Annotated in this window: 18 protein-coding genes; 9 read left to right on the top strand and 9 right to left on the bottom strand. The window is 45.6% G+C overall.

Annotated elements, in window-relative coordinates; all coding sequences use genetic code 11:
* Positions 1-667 (bottom strand): YitT family protein (locus ABDZ72_RS13305; protein ID WP_343753956.1); only part of this gene is annotated, 667 nt, incomplete at its 3' end.
* A 96-nt stretch (positions 668-763) separates the two neighbouring features.
* Here ABDZ72_RS13305 and ABDZ72_RS13300 point away from each other — a divergent pair.
* The 3 genes from ABDZ72_RS13300 to ABDZ72_RS13290 are packed head-to-tail and all read left to right on the top strand — an operon-like array spanning position 764 to position 2810.
* Complete coding sequence (locus tag ABDZ72_RS13300; RefSeq protein ID WP_343753954.1) at positions 764-955, top strand: hypothetical protein; 192 nt, start codon at positions 764-766, stop codon at positions 953-955.
* Entirely contained in the window at positions 937-1653 is a 717-nt protein-coding gene (gene rpiA / locus ABDZ72_RS13295) for a ribose-5-phosphate isomerase RpiA (RefSeq protein WP_343753952.1), read from the top strand. The genes ABDZ72_RS13300 and rpiA overlap by 19 nt, the downstream gene beginning before the upstream one ends.
* Before the next feature lie 29 nt (positions 1654-1682).
* The gene (locus ABDZ72_RS13290) at positions 1683-2810 is read left to right on the top strand and encodes a glycerate kinase (RefSeq protein WP_343753950.1); all 1128 of its coding nucleotides are present in this window, start codon (positions 1683-1685) and stop codon (positions 2808-2810) included.
* Between the two features lie 26 nt (positions 2811-2836).
* Here ABDZ72_RS13290 and ABDZ72_RS13285 read toward each other — a convergent pair whose 3' ends face one another.
* Entirely contained in the window at positions 2837-3619 is a 783-nt protein-coding gene (locus tag ABDZ72_RS13285; protein ID WP_343753948.1) for an HAD family hydrolase, read from the bottom strand.
* Between the two features lie 179 nt (positions 3620-3798).
* Here ABDZ72_RS13285 and ABDZ72_RS13280 point away from each other — a divergent pair, with 179 nt between their 5' ends.
* The 4 genes from ABDZ72_RS13280 (at position 3799) to ABDZ72_RS13265 (ending at position 7372) form a co-directional block, all read left to right on the top strand.
* Complete coding sequence (locus ABDZ72_RS13280) at positions 3799-3993, top strand: alpha/beta-type small acid-soluble spore protein (RefSeq protein ID WP_343753946.1); 195 nt, start codon at positions 3799-3801, stop codon at positions 3991-3993.
* 213 nt (positions 3994-4206) lie between these two features.
* Positions 4207-5760 (top strand): Na+/H+ antiporter NhaC family protein, encoded by a 1554-nt coding sequence (locus ABDZ72_RS13275; RefSeq protein WP_343753944.1) that lies wholly within the window; start codon positions 4207-4209, stop codon positions 5758-5760.
* A 239-nt stretch (positions 5761-5999) separates the two neighbouring features.
* Entirely contained in the window at positions 6000-6953 is a 954-nt protein-coding gene (locus ABDZ72_RS13270) for a glycine betaine ABC transporter substrate-binding protein (protein WP_343753942.1), read from the top strand.
* A gap of 137 nt (positions 6954-7090) precedes the next feature.
* Positions 7091-7372, top strand: a complete 282-nt coding sequence (locus tag ABDZ72_RS13265; protein WP_343753940.1) for a hypothetical protein — start codon at positions 7091-7093, stop codon at positions 7370-7372.
* Between the two features lie 102 nt (positions 7373-7474).
* On the opposite strand, the gene ABDZ72_RS13260 is transcribed toward ABDZ72_RS13265, so the two are convergent.
* Positions 7475-8317, bottom strand: a complete 843-nt coding sequence (locus ABDZ72_RS13260; protein WP_343753938.1) for a CvfB family protein — start codon at positions 8315-8317, stop codon at positions 7475-7477.
* A gap of 140 nt (positions 8318-8457) precedes the next feature.
* A complete protein-coding gene (gene ytaF / locus ABDZ72_RS13255; protein ID WP_343753936.1) occupies positions 8458-9078 on the bottom strand; it encodes a sporulation membrane protein YtaF in 621 nt (206 codons plus the stop codon).
* Positions 9079-9223: 145 nt separating this feature from the next.
* Here ytaF and ABDZ72_RS13250 point away from each other — a divergent pair, with 145 nt between their 5' ends.
* Together ABDZ72_RS13250 and ABDZ72_RS13245 are read left to right on the top strand one after the other, a co-directional pair.
* On the top strand, positions 9224-11380 hold the full coding sequence (locus ABDZ72_RS13250) for a DNA topoisomerase III (protein WP_343753934.1): 2157 nt from the start codon (positions 9224-9226) through the stop codon (positions 11378-11380).
* A gap of 184 nt (positions 11381-11564) precedes the next feature.
* Positions 11565-13046 carry a Na+/H+ antiporter NhaC family protein gene (locus ABDZ72_RS13245; protein ID WP_343753932.1) on the top strand — a complete coding sequence of 494 codons (1482 nt, stop codon included), beginning with the start codon at positions 11565-11567 and terminating at the stop codon, positions 13044-13046.
* A gap of 107 nt (positions 13047-13153) precedes the next feature.
* On the opposite strand, the gene ABDZ72_RS13240 is transcribed toward ABDZ72_RS13245, so the two are convergent.
* From ABDZ72_RS13240 to ABDZ72_RS13220, 5 genes are all read right to left on the bottom strand, one after another.
* Positions 13154-13291, bottom strand: a complete 138-nt coding sequence (locus ABDZ72_RS13240) for a hypothetical protein (protein WP_343753930.1) — start codon at positions 13289-13291, stop codon at positions 13154-13156.
* Positions 13292-13387: 96 nt separating this feature from the next.
* On the bottom strand, positions 13388-15424 hold the full coding sequence (locus ABDZ72_RS13235) for a thioredoxin domain-containing protein (RefSeq protein WP_343753928.1): 2037 nt from the start codon (positions 15422-15424) through the stop codon (positions 13388-13390).
* Between the two features lie 27 nt (positions 15425-15451).
* Entirely contained in the window at positions 15452-16417 is a 966-nt protein-coding gene (locus ABDZ72_RS13230; protein WP_343753926.1) for a DNA-methyltransferase, read from the bottom strand.
* A 175-nt stretch (positions 16418-16592) separates the two neighbouring features.
* Positions 16593-17081: a large conductance mechanosensitive channel protein MscL gene (gene mscL / locus ABDZ72_RS13225; RefSeq protein WP_343753924.1), complete on the bottom strand. Its 489-nt coding sequence runs from the start codon at positions 17079-17081 to the stop codon at positions 16593-16595.
* 414 nt (positions 17082-17495) lie between these two features.
* On the bottom strand, positions 17496-18050 hold a 555-nt coding region (locus ABDZ72_RS13220; RefSeq protein ID WP_343753922.1), incomplete at its 5' end, for a PTS sugar transporter subunit IIA.

Raw genomic sequence — 18050 nt, 5'->3', positions numbered from 1 at the left:
CCAGTTTTTGGGTGACGGCTTCCAAAACTTCTGTCGGCGAGCTGGAGATGATGATAACGGCTGTCCGTTCATTGGCTCCTTCCACGACAATGTCAATGATTTTGGCCCCGACATAGACGGAGATAAGCGTGTACATGGCCCGTTCCTGTCCGATGATAAAAGACGAACCGGCGATAACGATGATGTCAATGACGAGCATTCCTTTACCGAGCGTCCAACCGAACAGTTGACTGGACAATCTTGCGAGAATGGCTGTGCCTCCGGATGTTCCACCAGCGCGGAAAATCAGGCCAAGTCCAAGTCCGACAGAGAGACCGGCAAACAATGCGGCCAGAAGCATATCATCATTAATGCTTTCTCCCCAGTTATCGGTTAATTGCAGAAAAAGCGATGAAAAGAAAATAGCGATAATGGTATAGACTGTTACCCGTTTTTCAAACAATTTATATCCGAGTCCGACCAAAGCGGTGTTTAAAACAAAGTGGATCACACCGGTGGACCAGCCAAACAAGTAGTGTACCACAACGGTGATTCCGATAACACCACCTTCTGATAATCGGTTGGGAATGGCGAAATAATTGATACCGATGGCAAAAATAAATGCTCCAACAATAATCATAGCAATATCTTTGACGGATAAATTCAACGTATCCCTCCTTTCATGCATATATTTCCGTGTGATTCCATCGCGAAACCGCAATCCATTATAACGAAAGGATGGTGAATTGAAAAACAGTAACGGTTGAAGAAGGCAGAAAAACACATGCCGTTTAACGAAAAACGTGCCGCACCCGTCGATCCGCCCAATCAAAAAGAATCGTATACAATCGATTACAAACATGCTATGCTCATGGTAACGTTGTTTGTAAGAAAGGAAGAGCAATCATTTTTTCATGGCATTCGTCCCAAAGTGAGAACACGGGAGTATGTTAATATATGGAAATATTTTCAATAAAAGGGATGATCAACTTGGATGAAAAAGAAATGGCAAAAAAGCAAGCGGGTGAAGCATCGGTACGTTTCATTGAGAATGGCATGACCGTGGGTTTGGGATCGGGATCAACCGTTTATTGGATGATTCGCAAACTCAGTGACTATATCCGTGATGGTATGGACGTTGCAGCTATTCCATCATCAAGACAGACCGAAGCCTGGGCACGTGAATTTGGCGTACCGTTGACAGACTTCTCCAAAACACAGCAATTGGACCTGACCATTGATGGAGCTGACGAAGCTGACCGTGAATGGAATCTAACTAAAGGCGGCGGCGGAGCCCTAGTCCGGGAAAAAATAATCGCATCCATTGCTGAACAATTTGTTGTCATTGTTGATGAATCGAAGCTCGTCGATCAGTTGGGCTCATTTCCGCTGCCGGTGGAAATTCTTCCATTTGGCTGGCAAGCAACAGTGGAACGCATGCGTGCATTGGGTGTTGAGCCGGTTATACGCCAAACAGACGGGGAGATATTTGTTTCGGACAATGGCAATTATATTGTCGATTGTGACGCGGGCTTAATCAATCATCCGGATGCGTTGCACAATCGTCTCAAACAACTTGTCGGTGTGGTCGAAACAGGCATCTTTTCCGGCATGACCAATAAACTAATTGTCGGTTATCCAGATAGTGCCGCGGCGTTCCCCTTTGAAAATTGATTGGTTGAAAAGAATAAGAGGTGGAGACCATGAACATTGTTGTTGCGCCTGATTCGTTTAAAGGCAGTTTGTCATCCGTTCAAGCTGCGGACCTGATGAAAAACGCCGTTACAGCGGTGGACGACGACAGTACCGTTACGATGAAACCGATGGCAGACGGTGGAGAGGGGACAATGGAATCGTTGCTGGCGTCTGCTTCCGGTGTTCGTGTTCCGTTGACGTGCACTGGTCCGTTGGGGGAAGCCATTGATACGACGTATGCGATTACTGGAACTGATTGCGCTATTATTGAGTGTGCCCGTATTGCGGGACTTGTTCAGGTGTCGCCGGATAAACGGAATCCGGATCAAACGACGACGTATGGCATCGGCGAGGCTATTCTACACGCGCTGGACAGTGGCTGCACGTCATTTATTTTGGCTATCGGAGGCAGCGCAACCAATGATGGCGGGTTGGGCATGCTGCAGGCGCTCGGTATGCAGGCATGGGATCGGAACGGTCATCAAGTGGGACTATTCGGCCGAGACGTGCACCATGTTCAACACGTTCGTTTCGATACCATTGATTCGAGGCTTGCGGAAGCCGACATACATGTTGCGAGCGATGTTGACAATCCGTTATGTGGTGCCCGTGGCGCATCCGCTGTTTACGGCCCGCAAAAAGGGGCAACGGAAGAACAAATCAACCAATACGATGCTGCTTTGGATGTCTATGCCGATGCCGTTGAGGCCGCTCTCGGAACATCATGGAAAGATGACCCTGGTGCCGGGGCTGCCGGTGGGCTTGGCTTTGCCTTACTGGCCATAGGAGGCCAACTTGCCTCAGGTGCCAAGCTATTGGCTGATGCGATGAATCTGGAAGACGTTATCCAATCCGCTGATCTCGTTCTGACGGGAGAAGGGCAAAGCGATGAGCAGACACTTTACGGGAAGGCACCGGGGTATACGGCAACTCTGGCCAACAAGCATGGTGTCCCGGCTATCCTGATCTCCGGCAGTCTCAGCGGAAATACCGATAAGCTCCATGAACAATTTTCAGGCTTTTTTTCGATCATTCAGCAGCCGATGTCCCTTGCTATGTGTATGGAAAAGGCTGATGAATTATTGTTTGACCAAACGAAGCATGTCGTCCATTTGGTTCAGCATTTTCGGGCATAATCAATCAGTGGAGAAGAGACTCGAACCTATAACAATCCGAGTTTTTCAAGGCCACGCGCAATACCATCGTCATTGACGGTTGTGGTCCGGTGTTTGGCATAGGCGAACAAGTCGTTGGAAGCATTACCCATTGCAAAGCCTTCACCGACGGTCTGGAGCATTTCTTTGTCATTCATGCCATCGCCGAATGCAATAGCCTCTTCGGGAGCAATGTTAAACCGTTCAAGGATCGTTTCAATCGACCGCCCTTTATTAACGTTGCTACGTAAGACATCATAACTGCATTCCGCACCTTTGACATGAACAGGGGACACATGGTAATTGGCGTTTATTTCGTACAAATGAGCATTTGGCTCTGTTGCATTTAATACAGTTATACCCAAAACGCTATCCATTATGTCAGGCGTGAATGCAGCATTTTTTGTTAAACCGAATGTATCAATAAACCGCTGAACAAACGGATGGTCAAGGTTTGTGCAATAATTTTGTTCTTTAGTGTACAGCATAAGTTCGTGATCGTTATGTTCAGCAATTGAAAGGAACTGCTCAATAGCGTCCCGCGTAAACGGCTCATCCACAATGATGTCACCGCGATGGCTGGCAAATGCCCCGTTATAAACAATAAATGACTCAATGTCCAGTTCTTCTGCCAACTCGTGAAGTTCATGGAGGGCCCTTCCTGTGGCAAAAAATACAGTTACGCCTTTGTTTTGCAAGGCAGCTATGGCTTGTTTGGTGGTGTTGGAATAGGTATGGTCCGGTTTGAAAACCGTTCCATCCACATCCAGAAACAACAATTTATACGTCATGTCCATCCCCTTGTCTGTTTGATCTTTCCCCCGTATTCTAGCATAGTCGGGACGCTTTGACGATAACGTTGCCGTCGGATCAAACAATTTTTGTCAGGGGTAAATCGGACTGTGTGCAGCAAACTATATATGAACGGATCTCCTTGATCTGTTCGAATTCCCACGAGGAGTGATCAGTTGTGGCAAACAGAAAAAATGATTTGCTGGTGCCGGGAACGGAAGATGCAATGGAGACGATGAAACAGGAAATTGCAGATGAATTCGGTGTGGAACCCGGAGCGGATACAACTGCACGTGAAAATGGATCAGTGGGAGGCGAAATGGTGAAGCGCATGCTTCAAATCGCCGAATCCAACATGTCTGACAAAAAGTGACTGACAGCACATGTACCAAAGCAGATTCCGGATCATTCCGGATCTGCTTTATTAATGGAAAAAAATCCTTACTGTTTTATGGTCGATCAATATTTGTGCTCAACATAAAAAACGATTATAATTTAGAAAGGTTTTCTGTTCTTTTAAGATATATTGTGGAAAGAACTGAAATATGCTACTAATAGACATAATAAAAAATTGAGAGGGGGAATCATGGTGGAGTTTGGGGTTCTTTCGTTGCTGCCTCCAGTTATCGCGATTGTTCTTGCTCTGCTTACCCGCAATGTGATTCCTGCATTGTTTGCAGGGATTTGGCTTGGGGCAACCATGATTAATGGCTGGAATCCATTCTTGGGATTGTATAATACATTCAATGATTTCATTATTCCAAGCGTGGGAGATCCATGGAATGCAACGGTCTTGATTTACTGTGGGCTTTTTGGCGTATTGATTGCATTTCTGCAAAAAACGGGTGGTGCTCAAGCGATAGCCAGTGCTATCTCCAATAAGGTAAAAACACCACGGGCTGCGCAAGGGTCAACAATGTTATTCGGTCTTATCATATTCTTTGAGGATTACTTTAATGCCCTGACCGTGGGAAGTGTCATGCGTTCAGTCACGGATAAAATGCGTGTTTCCCGCGAAAAACTGGCCTATGTGGTGGATTCCACGTCGGCACCGATGTGTCTTTTAGGTCCGGTATCGACGTGGGTGGTATTTGTAATGGGACTGATCGGTGCCCAATACACAGAAATGGGAAGAGATCAGTCGGAATATATGACATATATTCTCTCCATTCCATTTAACTTTTATTCCATTTTAGCCATTATACTGGTGGGAATCATTGTTTTTTTGAAATGGGATTTCGGTCCGATGGCGCAAGCGGAATACCGCGCACGCACAACGGGCAAAGTTATTCGTGATGATGCGGCACCTCCGTCCGATGAACAGATGGCTGACGTTGACATGCCGGAAGGGTACCGGCCAAAAATCCGAAATATGGTTATACCTATTATCGTCCTCGTCGGGATGATTCCACCACTTTTCTTGTGGACAGGAGGCTATCCGGAGAAAGATTTTGTCACGGCATTTGGGGAAGCGGATGGCGCCACTTCGATAACGATTGCCGCTTTCACAGCTGCATTGGTTGCATTCTTGATGGGTATGCAGCAAAGACTGTACACATTCAAAGAATCAATGGAAATTATTGTAAGCGGGTTGCGAAGCATGATGATTGTATATATTATTTTGACCCTGGCCTGGTCGATCGGCAGCGTCACGACCGAACTGGGGACGGCTGAATATATTGTTCACTTCACCGAACAGACAACATCGCCCATCCTGATACCGGTATTGCTTTTTATCATTGGGGCTGTAGTTGCGTTTACGACAGGAACAGCCTACGGAACATTTGCGATTATGATTCCGATTGCTATGCCGCTTGCCGCTTCCATGGATATTTCCATGTATTTGGCTATTGCTGCTGTATTCAGCGGTGGTATTTTCGGAGATCATTGTTCGCCTATTTCCGATACAACCATCCTATCGTCAGCAGGATCCGGCAGTGACCATATTGACCACGTCAATACACAGATTCCGTACGCGATAACCGCTGGCATAAGCGGTATTATATCGTTTTTAACCGTTGGCGTATCCGGGTCTCCAGTACTGGCGATTATTGTAGGGGCTATCATCCTGTTTATACTGTCCTTTATTCTTAATAAAACATGGGGAAAACAAATACCGAATGAAAAAATAACAGCCTAAAAAAACGGACTGTCACGTATGTGGCAGTTCGTTTTTTATAGCAACCGGGCGTAACGATGAGCAAGCAGCGAAAAGAAGAAACTATTTTATGGAAAATGATGTCTGTTAATCTGTATGCCATATAATGGGCCTCATTGTCCCAATATCAGTATTAAGTGGGTTTGTACCTTGGAAATGGTACATTTTATAATAATAGGAAATAATACTATATAAAATGTGAAGAGGTGGGAATCTGTTCTATGCGACAAACATTTCGTATGATGAGTTTGTTGATGATGATGTTGTTCGTGACTGCATTGATGGCTTGTGGAGAAGGTGAAAGCGGAAAAAATGCCTCCGATGGTGGTGATGACTCATCGGAAACGGATCAACAAAAACTTGGGGATAAAGACGTCACTCTGGCGACAGATACATATGTGTCCAATATTGGAGCAACGTATGTAGTGAAACACCTGCTTGAAGATGTCGGATATAATGTAACGGTTAAAGAAACAGATGTCGGCATTGAATTTTCGGGTATGGCAACAGGTTCTTCCGATGCTTCGGTTGGACTATGGCTCCCCGGCACACATGCCAGTTATTGGGAGGAATATAAAGATAAACTGAATAAGATGAGTATGGTTACTGAAGAGGTGGAACTTGCCTTGACCGTACCATCTTATATGGAGGATATTAACTCCATTGAAGACTTAACCAACAATAAAAACAATATTGGCGAAAAATTGGAATGGGACATTACTGGAATCAGTCCGGGTGCGGGCATGATGGAAATAACAAAAGAAAAAGTCATTCCGGCCTATGATCTGGGGGATGATTGGACGTTGCAGCCAAGTTCAGGACCTGCAATGGCGGCTGAATTGAAGAGTGCAATTGATAAGAAAGAACCCATTGTTGTCACCCTTTGGACACCACATTGGACATTTAATGAATTCGATCTGAAAATGCTGGAAGATCCCAAAAACAAATACGGCAAACCTGATAATGTTTATGCTGTTTCCCGAAATGGGTTTAAAGATGATTCGCCACTGGCCTATAAAATTATCGATCAATTCAGCTGGTCGAAAAAACAAAATCAGGATGTCATGTATAGCATCCAAAGCGGCATGTCCAATGATGATGCTGCGAAAAAATTCCTTGAAAATAATCCGGATATGATAGACAAATGGATGGACGGTGTGGAAAAGAAGAAATAATCCGTGTAAAAGCCAATACGTCTTTTGTTGTCAGACGTGTTGTAACGGTATTAAAAAAATAACATTAATTAAATTGACTTAATCCCGTCATACAGATACACTTATGTATAGCATAGGAAAGAAGATGAGGTGGTTTTATGTTTAGCTTGGGATTTGTTATAGCTGCTTCGTTATTAGTTGTGCTGATGATTATCAATATCGTGGTTAGTTTAACAACGTCAAACCAATCGTATGCCATGTATGTACCTGCGGGCGTCTTGTTTGCGATTGGACTGATTCTGTTGTCCATTTCATCAGCAGGCAGAATTGAAATGATAGGGTTAGGATTTGGCGGCTGGGGAGGAGCCAGTCTGTTTGCGGCAGCCGTTGGTTTGCTCGCTACGTCGCTTGTCGACACGTATAATCATTCCGAACAATAAGAATGGCAGCCATGATCTGTCCTGTCACCACACAGGGCAGATCATTTTTGTCATGGCTGTTTTGATATGGATGGTTCCCGTTGATCGCTTATACTGGTAATACTATTTCCCGTTACGTATGGTTTTGCCGTCGTTCTGTGTAATTTTTCCTTCCTTCATCAGCTTTCCTATAGCACGTTTAAAGGCAGCTTTACTGGTGTGAAATGTTCCACGTATGTCTTCGGGATCACTTTTATCACTGAAATGCATGACACCGCCGTTTCGTTCAAGGTAGGCCAGAATAGCTTCGGCGTCGTCTTCCATGCGATCCTGTTTATAAGGCAAGAGAGAGACGTTGACAGATCCGTCATCTTTTACACCGATCACACGTCCTTCCACCCATTCGCCGAGGCGTGGTTCCTGCGTCCGTTCGGTGTAATGAATGAATCCGCGGTAACCATTTTCCGAAATAATGGCTGTTCCCTCCCGACTTGTGTGGTAAACGCGCCCGTTGATGGCTTGGTTGAAGAGGTCATCAGAGGCCAGTTCCCAGTGCGCTGCAAAGAAACGTTCTGAAGCAGGAACAGCAAGCAGTCGTCCTTTTTTGTCCGTTGTCAGGTGAACGAAAAGCATGTCGCCTTCCGCTGGCCATACGCGTTCCATATACGGTAGCTCATCGATGGATACGAGTACCTGTTTCGGAATGCCGATGTCAACAAACACGCCGAGCCCGGGGATAGCACCGGTTACGTCCGCCCAGTCGTATGAATCCGTTTGGACCGATGGAATGTGCGTTGTTGCGGTCATGTGTCCTTGTTTATCCGGATAGAGAAAGACACGAATGGCTTGTCCGGTTTGCAGTGTCAACGCTTCATCACGATCGGGGAGGAACACGCTGTTTTGCAGCATATAACCATATGTTGTATGATCCATCACCTTTAGCGTTTTAACGGTTCCTGCTTGCATGTGAACACCTTCTTTCGTGTTATTATTGGTCCGTCTCTTTTATTATAGAGATGTTGATATGACTTTGTACAGTGGAACCATGAATGACGCTGTTTGCCCCGGTCCGTTTATCGGCAGACCGGAGCAACCAGACAGTACGGTTATAGTATGTTCATAAGACCAATAAGAATCAGCAACAATGGCGGGAGAAGGGTCAGTTTTTGTGTCCATTTTTTCGCAGCCAAATGAACACCCATTCGGACACCGCAAAAGACAAGAACGCCACTCATGAATGCAATCGAAACAGCGGTCAGCAATGGTTCATAACCAAGCATAGCGGCTCCCAATCCTGCACCGAATGCATCGACAGCAAGGGCAAATCCCAGCAAAGTTGCCTCTGTTGCCGAAATCGTTCCTGATTGATCCAAATCAGCATGTTTCGGTTCTTTCATAACCATTTTCACATGGTCCCATCGTTCATTATCAGGGGTTGTTTCCGCTGGTTTCTCGTGTTTAGCACGCAACGCATTTAATAAATAGTAACAACCGATAAAAAACAGTATGACCCCGCCCGTTCTGTCAGCCAGTTCCTCTGGGATAAATGTCAGAATAAATGTGCCGATAGTCATGGAAAGATGAACAATCAATCCCGAACAAAGCATAATGATCAAAAGTGCTCCAAAGGGAACGTGAACCCTGCGGAGACCATACGACATGCCAGCACCAAATCCATCGATGCTGACCCCGATCACCAAAAATATTAAACCGGTATAGTAAAGCATCGATCATTTCCCTTTCCATAGTCGTCTAACATAGTGTATGGCGATAAACGGAAGATGTGAAAGCAGGGAAGAGAAATGCTCCGCTTGGCTGTTTCTGTATGGTACAATAAGATAAGAACGACTTACGAATGAGAGGATTCATGTTATGAAGAAAACCGTTGTACTCGCAGAAAAACCTTCTGTCGGCCGGGACATTGCCCGTGTGCTGAACTGCAATAAAAAGGGAAACGGCTATTTAGAAGGGTCAAAGTATATTGTAACGTGGGCGCTTGGGCATTTAGTCACCCTTGCCGACCCGGAAACCTATGAGGAAAAATGGAAAACATGGCGCTTGGATGATTTGCCTATGCTGCCCGATCAGCTTAAATTGACGGTCATCAAACAATCTGGCAAGCAGTTCAGTGCTGTCAAATCACAGCTGAACCGCACTGATGCTGGTGAGATTGTTATTGCAACCGATGCCGGACGTGAAGGGGAGCTGGTCGCCCGCTGGATCATCGAAAAAGCCCGGGTCAAAAAACCCGTGAAACGGCTCTGGATTTCATCGGTTACGGATAAAGCCATCCGCGACGGGTTTAACAACTTGAAACCGGGTAAACATTACGAGAAACTCTACGCGTCAGCAGCAGCCCGCTCAGAAGCGGATTGGTATGTCGGATTGAATGCGACGCGCGCTTTGACAACAAAATTCAATGCCCGGCTCTCAACCGGACGGGTTCAGACGCCGACATTGGCGATGGTGGCAGCGCGGGAAAAAGAAATAAAAGAATTCCAGCCGCAATCATTTTACGGCATTGAAGCGAAACTGAATAACGGAATGACGTTGACCTGGCACGACGGTAAGAACAACAACCGTATGTTTTCCAAAGAGAAAGCGGAGAAACGGCTGCAGCAGCTGCAAAACAAACCGGTACACATTAAACGTGTTCATAAAGCCCATAAGAAAAAACACGCGCCACAGCTGTATGATTTGACGGAACTGCAGCGGGATGCGAACCGTCTATTCGGGCTGTCCGGGAAACAGACCCTCTCTATCATGCAAAAGCTGTATGAACAACACAAAGCACTGACGTATCCGCGAACAGACTCTCGTGTCCTCTCATCCGATATTGTTCCTACGCTGAACGATCGGGTGAAAGCTGTCAGCTCCAGTGGCTATTCCCGTATGGCCAACAAGCTGCAGAAAAAAGAATGGAAACTGCCGAAATCAGTGGTCGATAACAAACAAGTCACTGATCACCATGCCATTATTCCGACCGAAGAACCGGCCGTTATGGCAGAGTTTGACAATAAAGAACGTAAACTGTATGACCTTGTCGTCAAACGGTTTTTGGCTGTTTTATACGATCCGCATGAATATGAACAAATGACGGTGGAAGCCCAAATTGGGGAAGACCATTTCACCGCGAAAGGGAAGAACGTACAAAAGCTGGGATGGAAAGAATTATACAACGATGACGATACTGCCGGTAATCAGTTGCCGGACGTTCATGAAGGGTCATCATTTTCGGGTGTGACGCTTCAATTAACGACAGGGGAAACGAAACCGCCCGAACGTTTCACGGAAGGTGGACTTCTGCAGGCGATGGAAAATCCGGTACGGTATATGGACCAGGATGAAAAACATCTTACTAAAACCATTCATAAAGCCGGTGGTATTGGGACAGTCGCGACAAGAGCTGACATTATTGAAAAACTTTTCAACAGTCAACTGATCGACATGCGCAACAAACATATTGTCACCACATCGAAAGGGCGCCAATTGCTTGACCTTGTCCCGGAAGAGCTGAGGTCACCGGCACTCACTGCGGAATGGGAAAATCAACTAAGTCAGATTGAATCGGGAACATTGACGAAACGTGCGTTTATCAACGACATTAAAGGGTATACCAAAGACATTGTCCAGCAAATAAAAGCTTCCGAGAATACGTTTAAACATGATAATCTGACCGGCAGCAAATGCCCGGACTGTGGCAAATTGATGATGGAAGTGGATAACAAGAAGGGACGGATGCTCGTCTGCCAGGATCGTTCTTGCGGCCATAAGAAAAATATCTTTAAGCGGACCAATGCCCGATGCCCTAACTGCCATAAACGGATGGAACTACGTGGGGAAGGGGAAGGAAAGACATTTACCTGTCAGTGCGGTTATAGCGAAAAACTGTCAGCATTCAACAAGCGAAAGGAACAAGAGAAACAGAATAAAGTGTCCAAAAAAGATGTTAATAAATATTTGAAACAGCAAGATGATGACTTTAAAAATGACGCGCTTGCTGAGGCCCTATCGAAACTGAAAAAATAGATGTCGACGTAAAGACCTTTGCTGCGGCAGAGGTCTTTTACGTTGCTGTTGTTTGTCAAATGACCAAATATATTTGGGCAGATTGAGATATCAATCGTTTATATTTCTTATTCTTCTTTATTCAAACGGATTATATTATATGGTAGAATACGAAAGGATAAACATGTTTAATAGGGGGAGTACCATGTCGAATAAGGAGGAAATGGACAAAGCAACCGGTGATAAAACTATACAAAGACTGGATTTTCGCACTGGTGCGTTCGGTGCAGCTGTTCCGTTACTGTTTTTTGTCGTCTGGGCGATAACGATCAGTGTTATGGATCTGTCATCTGAAGTTGCGCTTGTTATGGGGGCTGTTATCGGTCTGACTCTTGGCTTGCTTCTCTGTAAAAGCAAATGGGAAGATTATGCACAAGGCCTTTTTGATGGTCTGGCCCAGCCGGTGGGTGTCATCGCAATGGTGGCTTGGTTTTATGCCGGTATGTTTGCACAAGTTTTGCAAGTTGGCGGTCTTGTTGAAGGGCTGGTATGGATTGGATCTGCAACAGGTGTGGAAGGTGGTTCGTTCGTTGCCTTAACCTTTTTGCTTGCTGCTGTATTTTCCACTGCTGTCGGAACGGGCTACGGAACGACTGTTGCATTTTGTACCTTGATGTATCCGGCGGGAATTGCTGTTGGCGCCGATCCGGTGTTATTGTTTGCCGGTATTTTAGCTGGAGCGGTATTTGGGGATAACTTGGCGCCAGTCTCCGACACGACCATCGTTTCTGCGACGACACAGGATGCCGATGTCCCTGGTGTGGTACGCAGCCGTTTCAAGTATGCGATTATAGCAGCAGTACCAACGGTTATTATATTTGCTATTTTTGGTGGCGGTGGAAGTGCAGCGGCTGATACAGCTGCCGTTGACAGCGTCATTGAATCGGTTAATCCGAGTGGACTTATTATGCTTATACCATTTGCCATTGTACTCATTCTTGCCTTAACTGGACAGCATTTAATCACATCTCTAACATGGGGCATTATTTCTGCCATTCCAATGATTTGGATGCTGGACTTTTTTGATCTGGCTGAAATCGGTAACGTTCTCAGTTTTAATCCTGACTCCGATACGGTCGTGGAAGGTGCGCTCGTTAAAGGGATTACCGGCTACTTTAATATGGCTATCCTGATTCTGCTGATTGTTGCGGCTGCACATTTATTGCGGCTTGGCGGTACCATGGAAGCCATTACGGAAGGTTTGATTAGATGGATTAAAACATCTGTCCGTAAAGCGGAGGTATCCATGTGGGCGATTGTTGCCCTTATGAACAGTTCGATCACGATTAATACGGCAGCTGAAATTGCCGCAGCGCCATTTGTGAAGGAAATTGGATCGAGGTATAAAATACACCGTTACCGGATGGCGAATATGCTGGATGCTATGACGTCAGCGCTCGGCTATATTTTTCCTTGGGGAGCCCCGGTATTGCTCGGGTTTTCAACCATGAAGACAGTGCAGGACGATTATCCATGGCTTCCCATTGTTGATCCGGGTGCGGTGTTCCCGTTCGTCTTTCAGGGCTGGTTCCTTGTCATTATTATGCTGATTGCAGCACTCACCGGACTGGGACTACGTTTTGAAGGCAAAAGTGGGGAAGAGTTAAAGGAAAAACCACGTGATTAATTAAATAAAACGAACCGAAAAAACTCTTGTACGAATTTCCGATGGAAAATGGTACGAGAGTTTTTTCATCTCCTTTCTGCCAGTATACCTCGTCTTTGGTCGGAAAGCTATTCATCTTCCGCGTACTCAGCAATGTTGCCAGCAATCCAGCGCTCAGCAGTGGACTCCTCCACTTCATAAATTTTGCCTGCACGAAGTAACTCACCATGATAGGCTGTCTGCACATTCATTTTTACTTTTTGCATAGCAGTGCTCCTTCAATAATTGATATATAAGTCCATGCTAACATAGCAGCTGGACGAAAAGGTACACGTCTAATAGAGCCACTAATGTTTATTGCTTTAGTGGCTCTTTTTAATAAATTCCCATGCTTTGTCCGGATCGGTTGTCGGCTGATGGCAAGTGAAATTTTCACAGACGTAAACGGTTGTTCGGCCATCGAGTTGGTAATAATCTGTTACAAATGGTGCGACTGTTGCCAGTTTTTCCGGGTCATTTTCAGCGAGCAATATAACATCAGGTAAAAATGTTTGTTGCAGCTCATCCGTGAATGAATCAGAATCGCCAATCACGACCACTTCTTTGACTGGATGTTCTGATACCAGCAGGCTTTGCAGGAAGTGAGTGCTGGCTGCTGTTGCTTGCTGAACATCATTATAAAATGCGTAATATATTTCCTCGAGTCTGTCGAGATAGTTGGTTTCGCCGGTCAAATGGCCAAGATATGCCAGTGTGACAGCGGCTACACTATTTCCGGATGGAATCGCACCATCAAACATGTCTTTCTCACGGGAAAGCAACTGTTCGCTATCATGTCCGTTGAAGAAAAAGCCACCATCCTTGTCATCCCAGAATAAGTCAATCATTTGATCAGCTGTCCAGCGCGCTTTTTCCAAATACGTTGCGGAAAACGTAGCGTCGTACAATTCCTCGCAAGCCCAAAGCAAAAAGGCGTAGTCATCCAAATAGCCATTGAAACGGACATCGCCATCCCGATAACGGGCCATCAAGCGATGATCCTGGATGAGATGGTTGTCGATGAAGGCCATGGTTTGTTCGGCCGTTTTGGTATAGGCTGGTTCATTAAAGACACGTCCAGCTTTTGCCAATGCTGCAATCATCAATGCATTCCATGACGTAAGGATTTTGTCATCAACATGTGGATAGATCCGTTTTTCGCGGGCAGCAAGCAATTGTTTCCGTGCTTCTTCCAGTTCTTGGTGCAATTCACTCATGGAAAGATTATTTTCCGATGCCACAGTCGTCAGGTCCGTCTGTAATAGGTTCGGGATGTTTTTTCCTTCAAAATTACCTTCAGGTGTCATGCCATAGACAGAGGTGTACAGGTGACCCCGTTGTTCACCGAGAATATGCATGACCTCATCATAATCCCAGACGTAATACTTGCCCTCTTCGCCTTCTGAATCCGCGTCGATGGCTGAGTAAAATCCGCCTTCCGGATCGCGCATTTCCCGCATCACAAACGAGATAATCTGTTCACCAATTGTTTTGTACCGTTCATGTTTCGTAACCTGATAGCCTTCTGTATAAGCAATAAGGAGCAAAGCATTGTCATAAAGCATTTTTTCAAAGTGCGGAACGAGCCATTTTTCATCGGTGGAATACCGGGCAAAACCAAATCCGACATGATCAAAAATGCCGCCCGAAGCCATCGCATCAAGTGTGCTCTCGGTCATTTTCAGGCTTGACGAGTCGCCGGTGTAATAGTGATAGCGCAACATAAACAACAACTGGTGTGGTGCGGGGAACTTCGGTGCGCTGCTGAATCCGCCGTTCGTCGCATCAAATCGGTTGCTGAGCTGTTTGAATGCTTTGTCGGTTACATCTTTTGTCAATCGATTCTCGCTTTTGGAAGCAACAGTTTTGTCCAGCGCATCGGTAACACTTTGAGCAACTTCCGAAATGCGTTCCGGTTCTTCTCTGTATTTTTGCTGGAGTTGTGTGATGACATCCATGAAACCGGGCATACCATACTTGCTCACACGGGGAAAATAGGTCCCGGCGTAGAAGGGGACTTTGTCCGGTGTCATGAAAATTGATAACGGCCAGCCGCCTTGCCCAGTCATCATCTGACAGACTTTCATGTAGACGGAATCGATGTCCGGCCGTTCTTCGCGGTCGACTTTGATGGAAACATAATGCTCATTTAAATAGTCCGCCACATCTTTGTCTTCAAAGGATTCATGGGCAAGGACGTGACACCAATGGCAGGTGGAGTAGCCAATGGATAGGAAAATGGGCTTGTTTTCCCGTTTGGCTTTAGCAAAAGCTTCCTCTCCCCATGGGTGCCAATCAACAGGGTTATCCTTATGCTGAAGAAGATAGGGTGATTTTTCATATTGCAGGCGATTTGCCATATGCTCACGTCCTTTCTGTTCGTATCGTTATGTTGCAGAGATACGATTTCCATTGTTTTTTACTTCCAGATCATCCAATTTCTTCATTTCTTCCTTATCCATTTTATGTGCGTATTTATCTTTGACAGCGGTGATGAAGGTGGCAAGGGCATCAGCATGGTTCGTTAAAAACCATTGGATGTGGTTTTGGATATACGCTTGTCGTACGTCTTTATCGTTCAAATCGTTCGGTACGCGTGTCAGCCGTCTGTCCATGCTGTCAAATCCGTCAAATGGCTGTTTCAGTCGTTGCCGTGTCATGTCAATATACGGATGATTTGCATCAATGCCAATCCCGTTTCGGCTGGTCTGCTGACAGACTCTGAGGGTTGTTCCGCTGCCGACAAACGGATCAAGAACCGTATCGCCTTCCTTGGAGCTCGCCAGAATCATCCGCTCGAATAACGCTTCAGGCTTTTGGGTCGGGTGCATTTGTCTGTTTTTATTGCTGTAATGAACATGGCTGAACGCCCATACATTGCCGGGATTGGCTCCGCGCATGTTATTGCGGCGCCGGTAATACTTTTGTGGGATGCGGATGGGGTCCAGATAAAAGTTAAAATGGTTGCTTTTTGTGAACATGAGAATATCATCATGCCGTGGACTGAATCCTTTCGTTTTTCCGATACCTTGCGTGTAATACCACGTGATCCATGAGTTGAAAACAAGACCGAGTTCCTGTTCCATGATCATGTACATATAGGCTATGTATCGGACACCCATGAATACATAGATCGTTCCATCATCTTTCAGGATGCGCCTCCCCTCACGGAGCCATTGTCTGGTGAAATCCAAATACGCATCAAAGTCTAGGTTGTCCGCTGTTGTTCCGTAATCTTTCGACAAATTGTAGGGAGGGTCGGTCACAATAAGGTCAACCGATTGCGATGTCATTTGTTTCATCTCCTCAAGGGCATCCCCGCAAATCGTATCCAGTGTCAAGCCGTTATCCAACAGTTTTTCAGCCTCCCTGTGTCCATCCTAGCTTATGTGTTTTGTATTATAATGGATGTTTCTTTGATGACATGATGCCATTATAACAAAAAGAAGAAGGCAGCTCATAATAACCTTCTCCTGTGACATAGGTTTATGTTGTTATGATTCCACTGCTGGCGTATTTATGACGTGGTTATTTGATCCGCCATGCTGGTCCGGACTTACGCTGGGTCTCTTTCGTTTTAACGGAGGACGAACAGTTGGGGCAAATAATGGCTTTTGTCGGAATGGGCATGCAGCAATACGGACATTCTTTTTTTGTCATGGAATCGAGTGGGTGCTGGTGCGGTTTTTTCCAGCGGTTGATCTGCCTGACAACAAGAAAAACGGTGAATAAAATGAGAATAAAGCGGATGGATACAGTGAGAAACACCCCGTAATTGATCGTTGCGGCACCGGCCTCTTTAGCCTTTTCCAAGGATGGATAGGTTGTACCGCTCAGACTAATATACCAATCTTGAAAGTTAATTTTGGAATATAATAATCCGATAGGCGGAAGAATAATATCTTTAACAAGCGAATCAATAAACCCGCTGAACGCTGAACCCAAAACCACACCAACCCCGATATCAACGGCATTTCCCTTGATGGCAAATTGGCGGAACTCTTGAAACAATCCCATGCGCTGATCCCCCTTCCTGTTCATTTCTATGACGGGGGCGGACAGACTATGAAAAGGGGCTGGGACAAGACTGAACAAAACCTTTCTAAATACGAACGATATATTTAAGGTGTGGCCATCGCTCCGGAAAATCACTGCGCTTTCCGCGGGCGCTGATAAGCCTCCTCGTGCTCGTCGCGTTGCAAGCTTATTCGTCGAAGCCTACTCATGGAAGCTTTGCTTTGTGCTTATCGCACTGCGGGGTCTTATCTAGGCCTTTCATCCCGCAGGAGTCTCCGTGTTTTTCCTACGCTAAACGAAAAATCCGAACTGATTCAGGTTTTTTGCGAATCATAGTTCGGATTTTTGTTTGGCTAAACGTTTTTTGTCCCAGCCCCTTGTGAGACGCTGGCGTTTATTTTAGTTTATCGTTTGTTAACTGTTATTGGACACGGTTAATAACGGATCGCCAGCTTTGATTTGTTGTTGATAAGTTGATTCGATCGTGTCATAGTCGTTGGAATTGGTTACGACAATAGGGGATGACAAATGATACCCTTTCGCTTTAATGGCATCGATATCAAATTCACATAAGCGTTGACCCTTTTGGACGGTTTCATCTGTCTCAACGTGTAATTCAAATAGTTTTTCTTTGATCTCAACGGTATCCAAACCGATGTGCATCAAGACTTCCACACCGCTGTCTGACGTCATACCAATCGCGTGGCCGGTAGGATAGACGGTTGTTATGGTGCCATTTAATGGTGCGTATAACGTTCCCTCACTTGAGTCGATCGCTATGCCTTTACCGACCAATTCGGTGGCAAAAACGTCATCATTCAGTTCACTTAGTTGATGGACATCGCCGGAAAGAGGGCTGCTTATGTCCATTGTCTCTCGTTGGCTGGATTCATTCGTTGCTTTTGGCTTGGATGACGATTCCGGGCTATCGCCATAAAGTTTGTGAACCATTTCTTCTTTGAATCCGAA

It is taken from the genome of Lentibacillus halophilus (assembly GCF_039522485.1).
Classification (GTDB): domain Bacteria; phylum Bacillota; class Bacilli; order Bacillales; family Amphibacillaceae; genus Lentibacillus; species Lentibacillus halophilus.
This window is presented reverse-complemented; position numbering and strand designations above follow the sequence as displayed.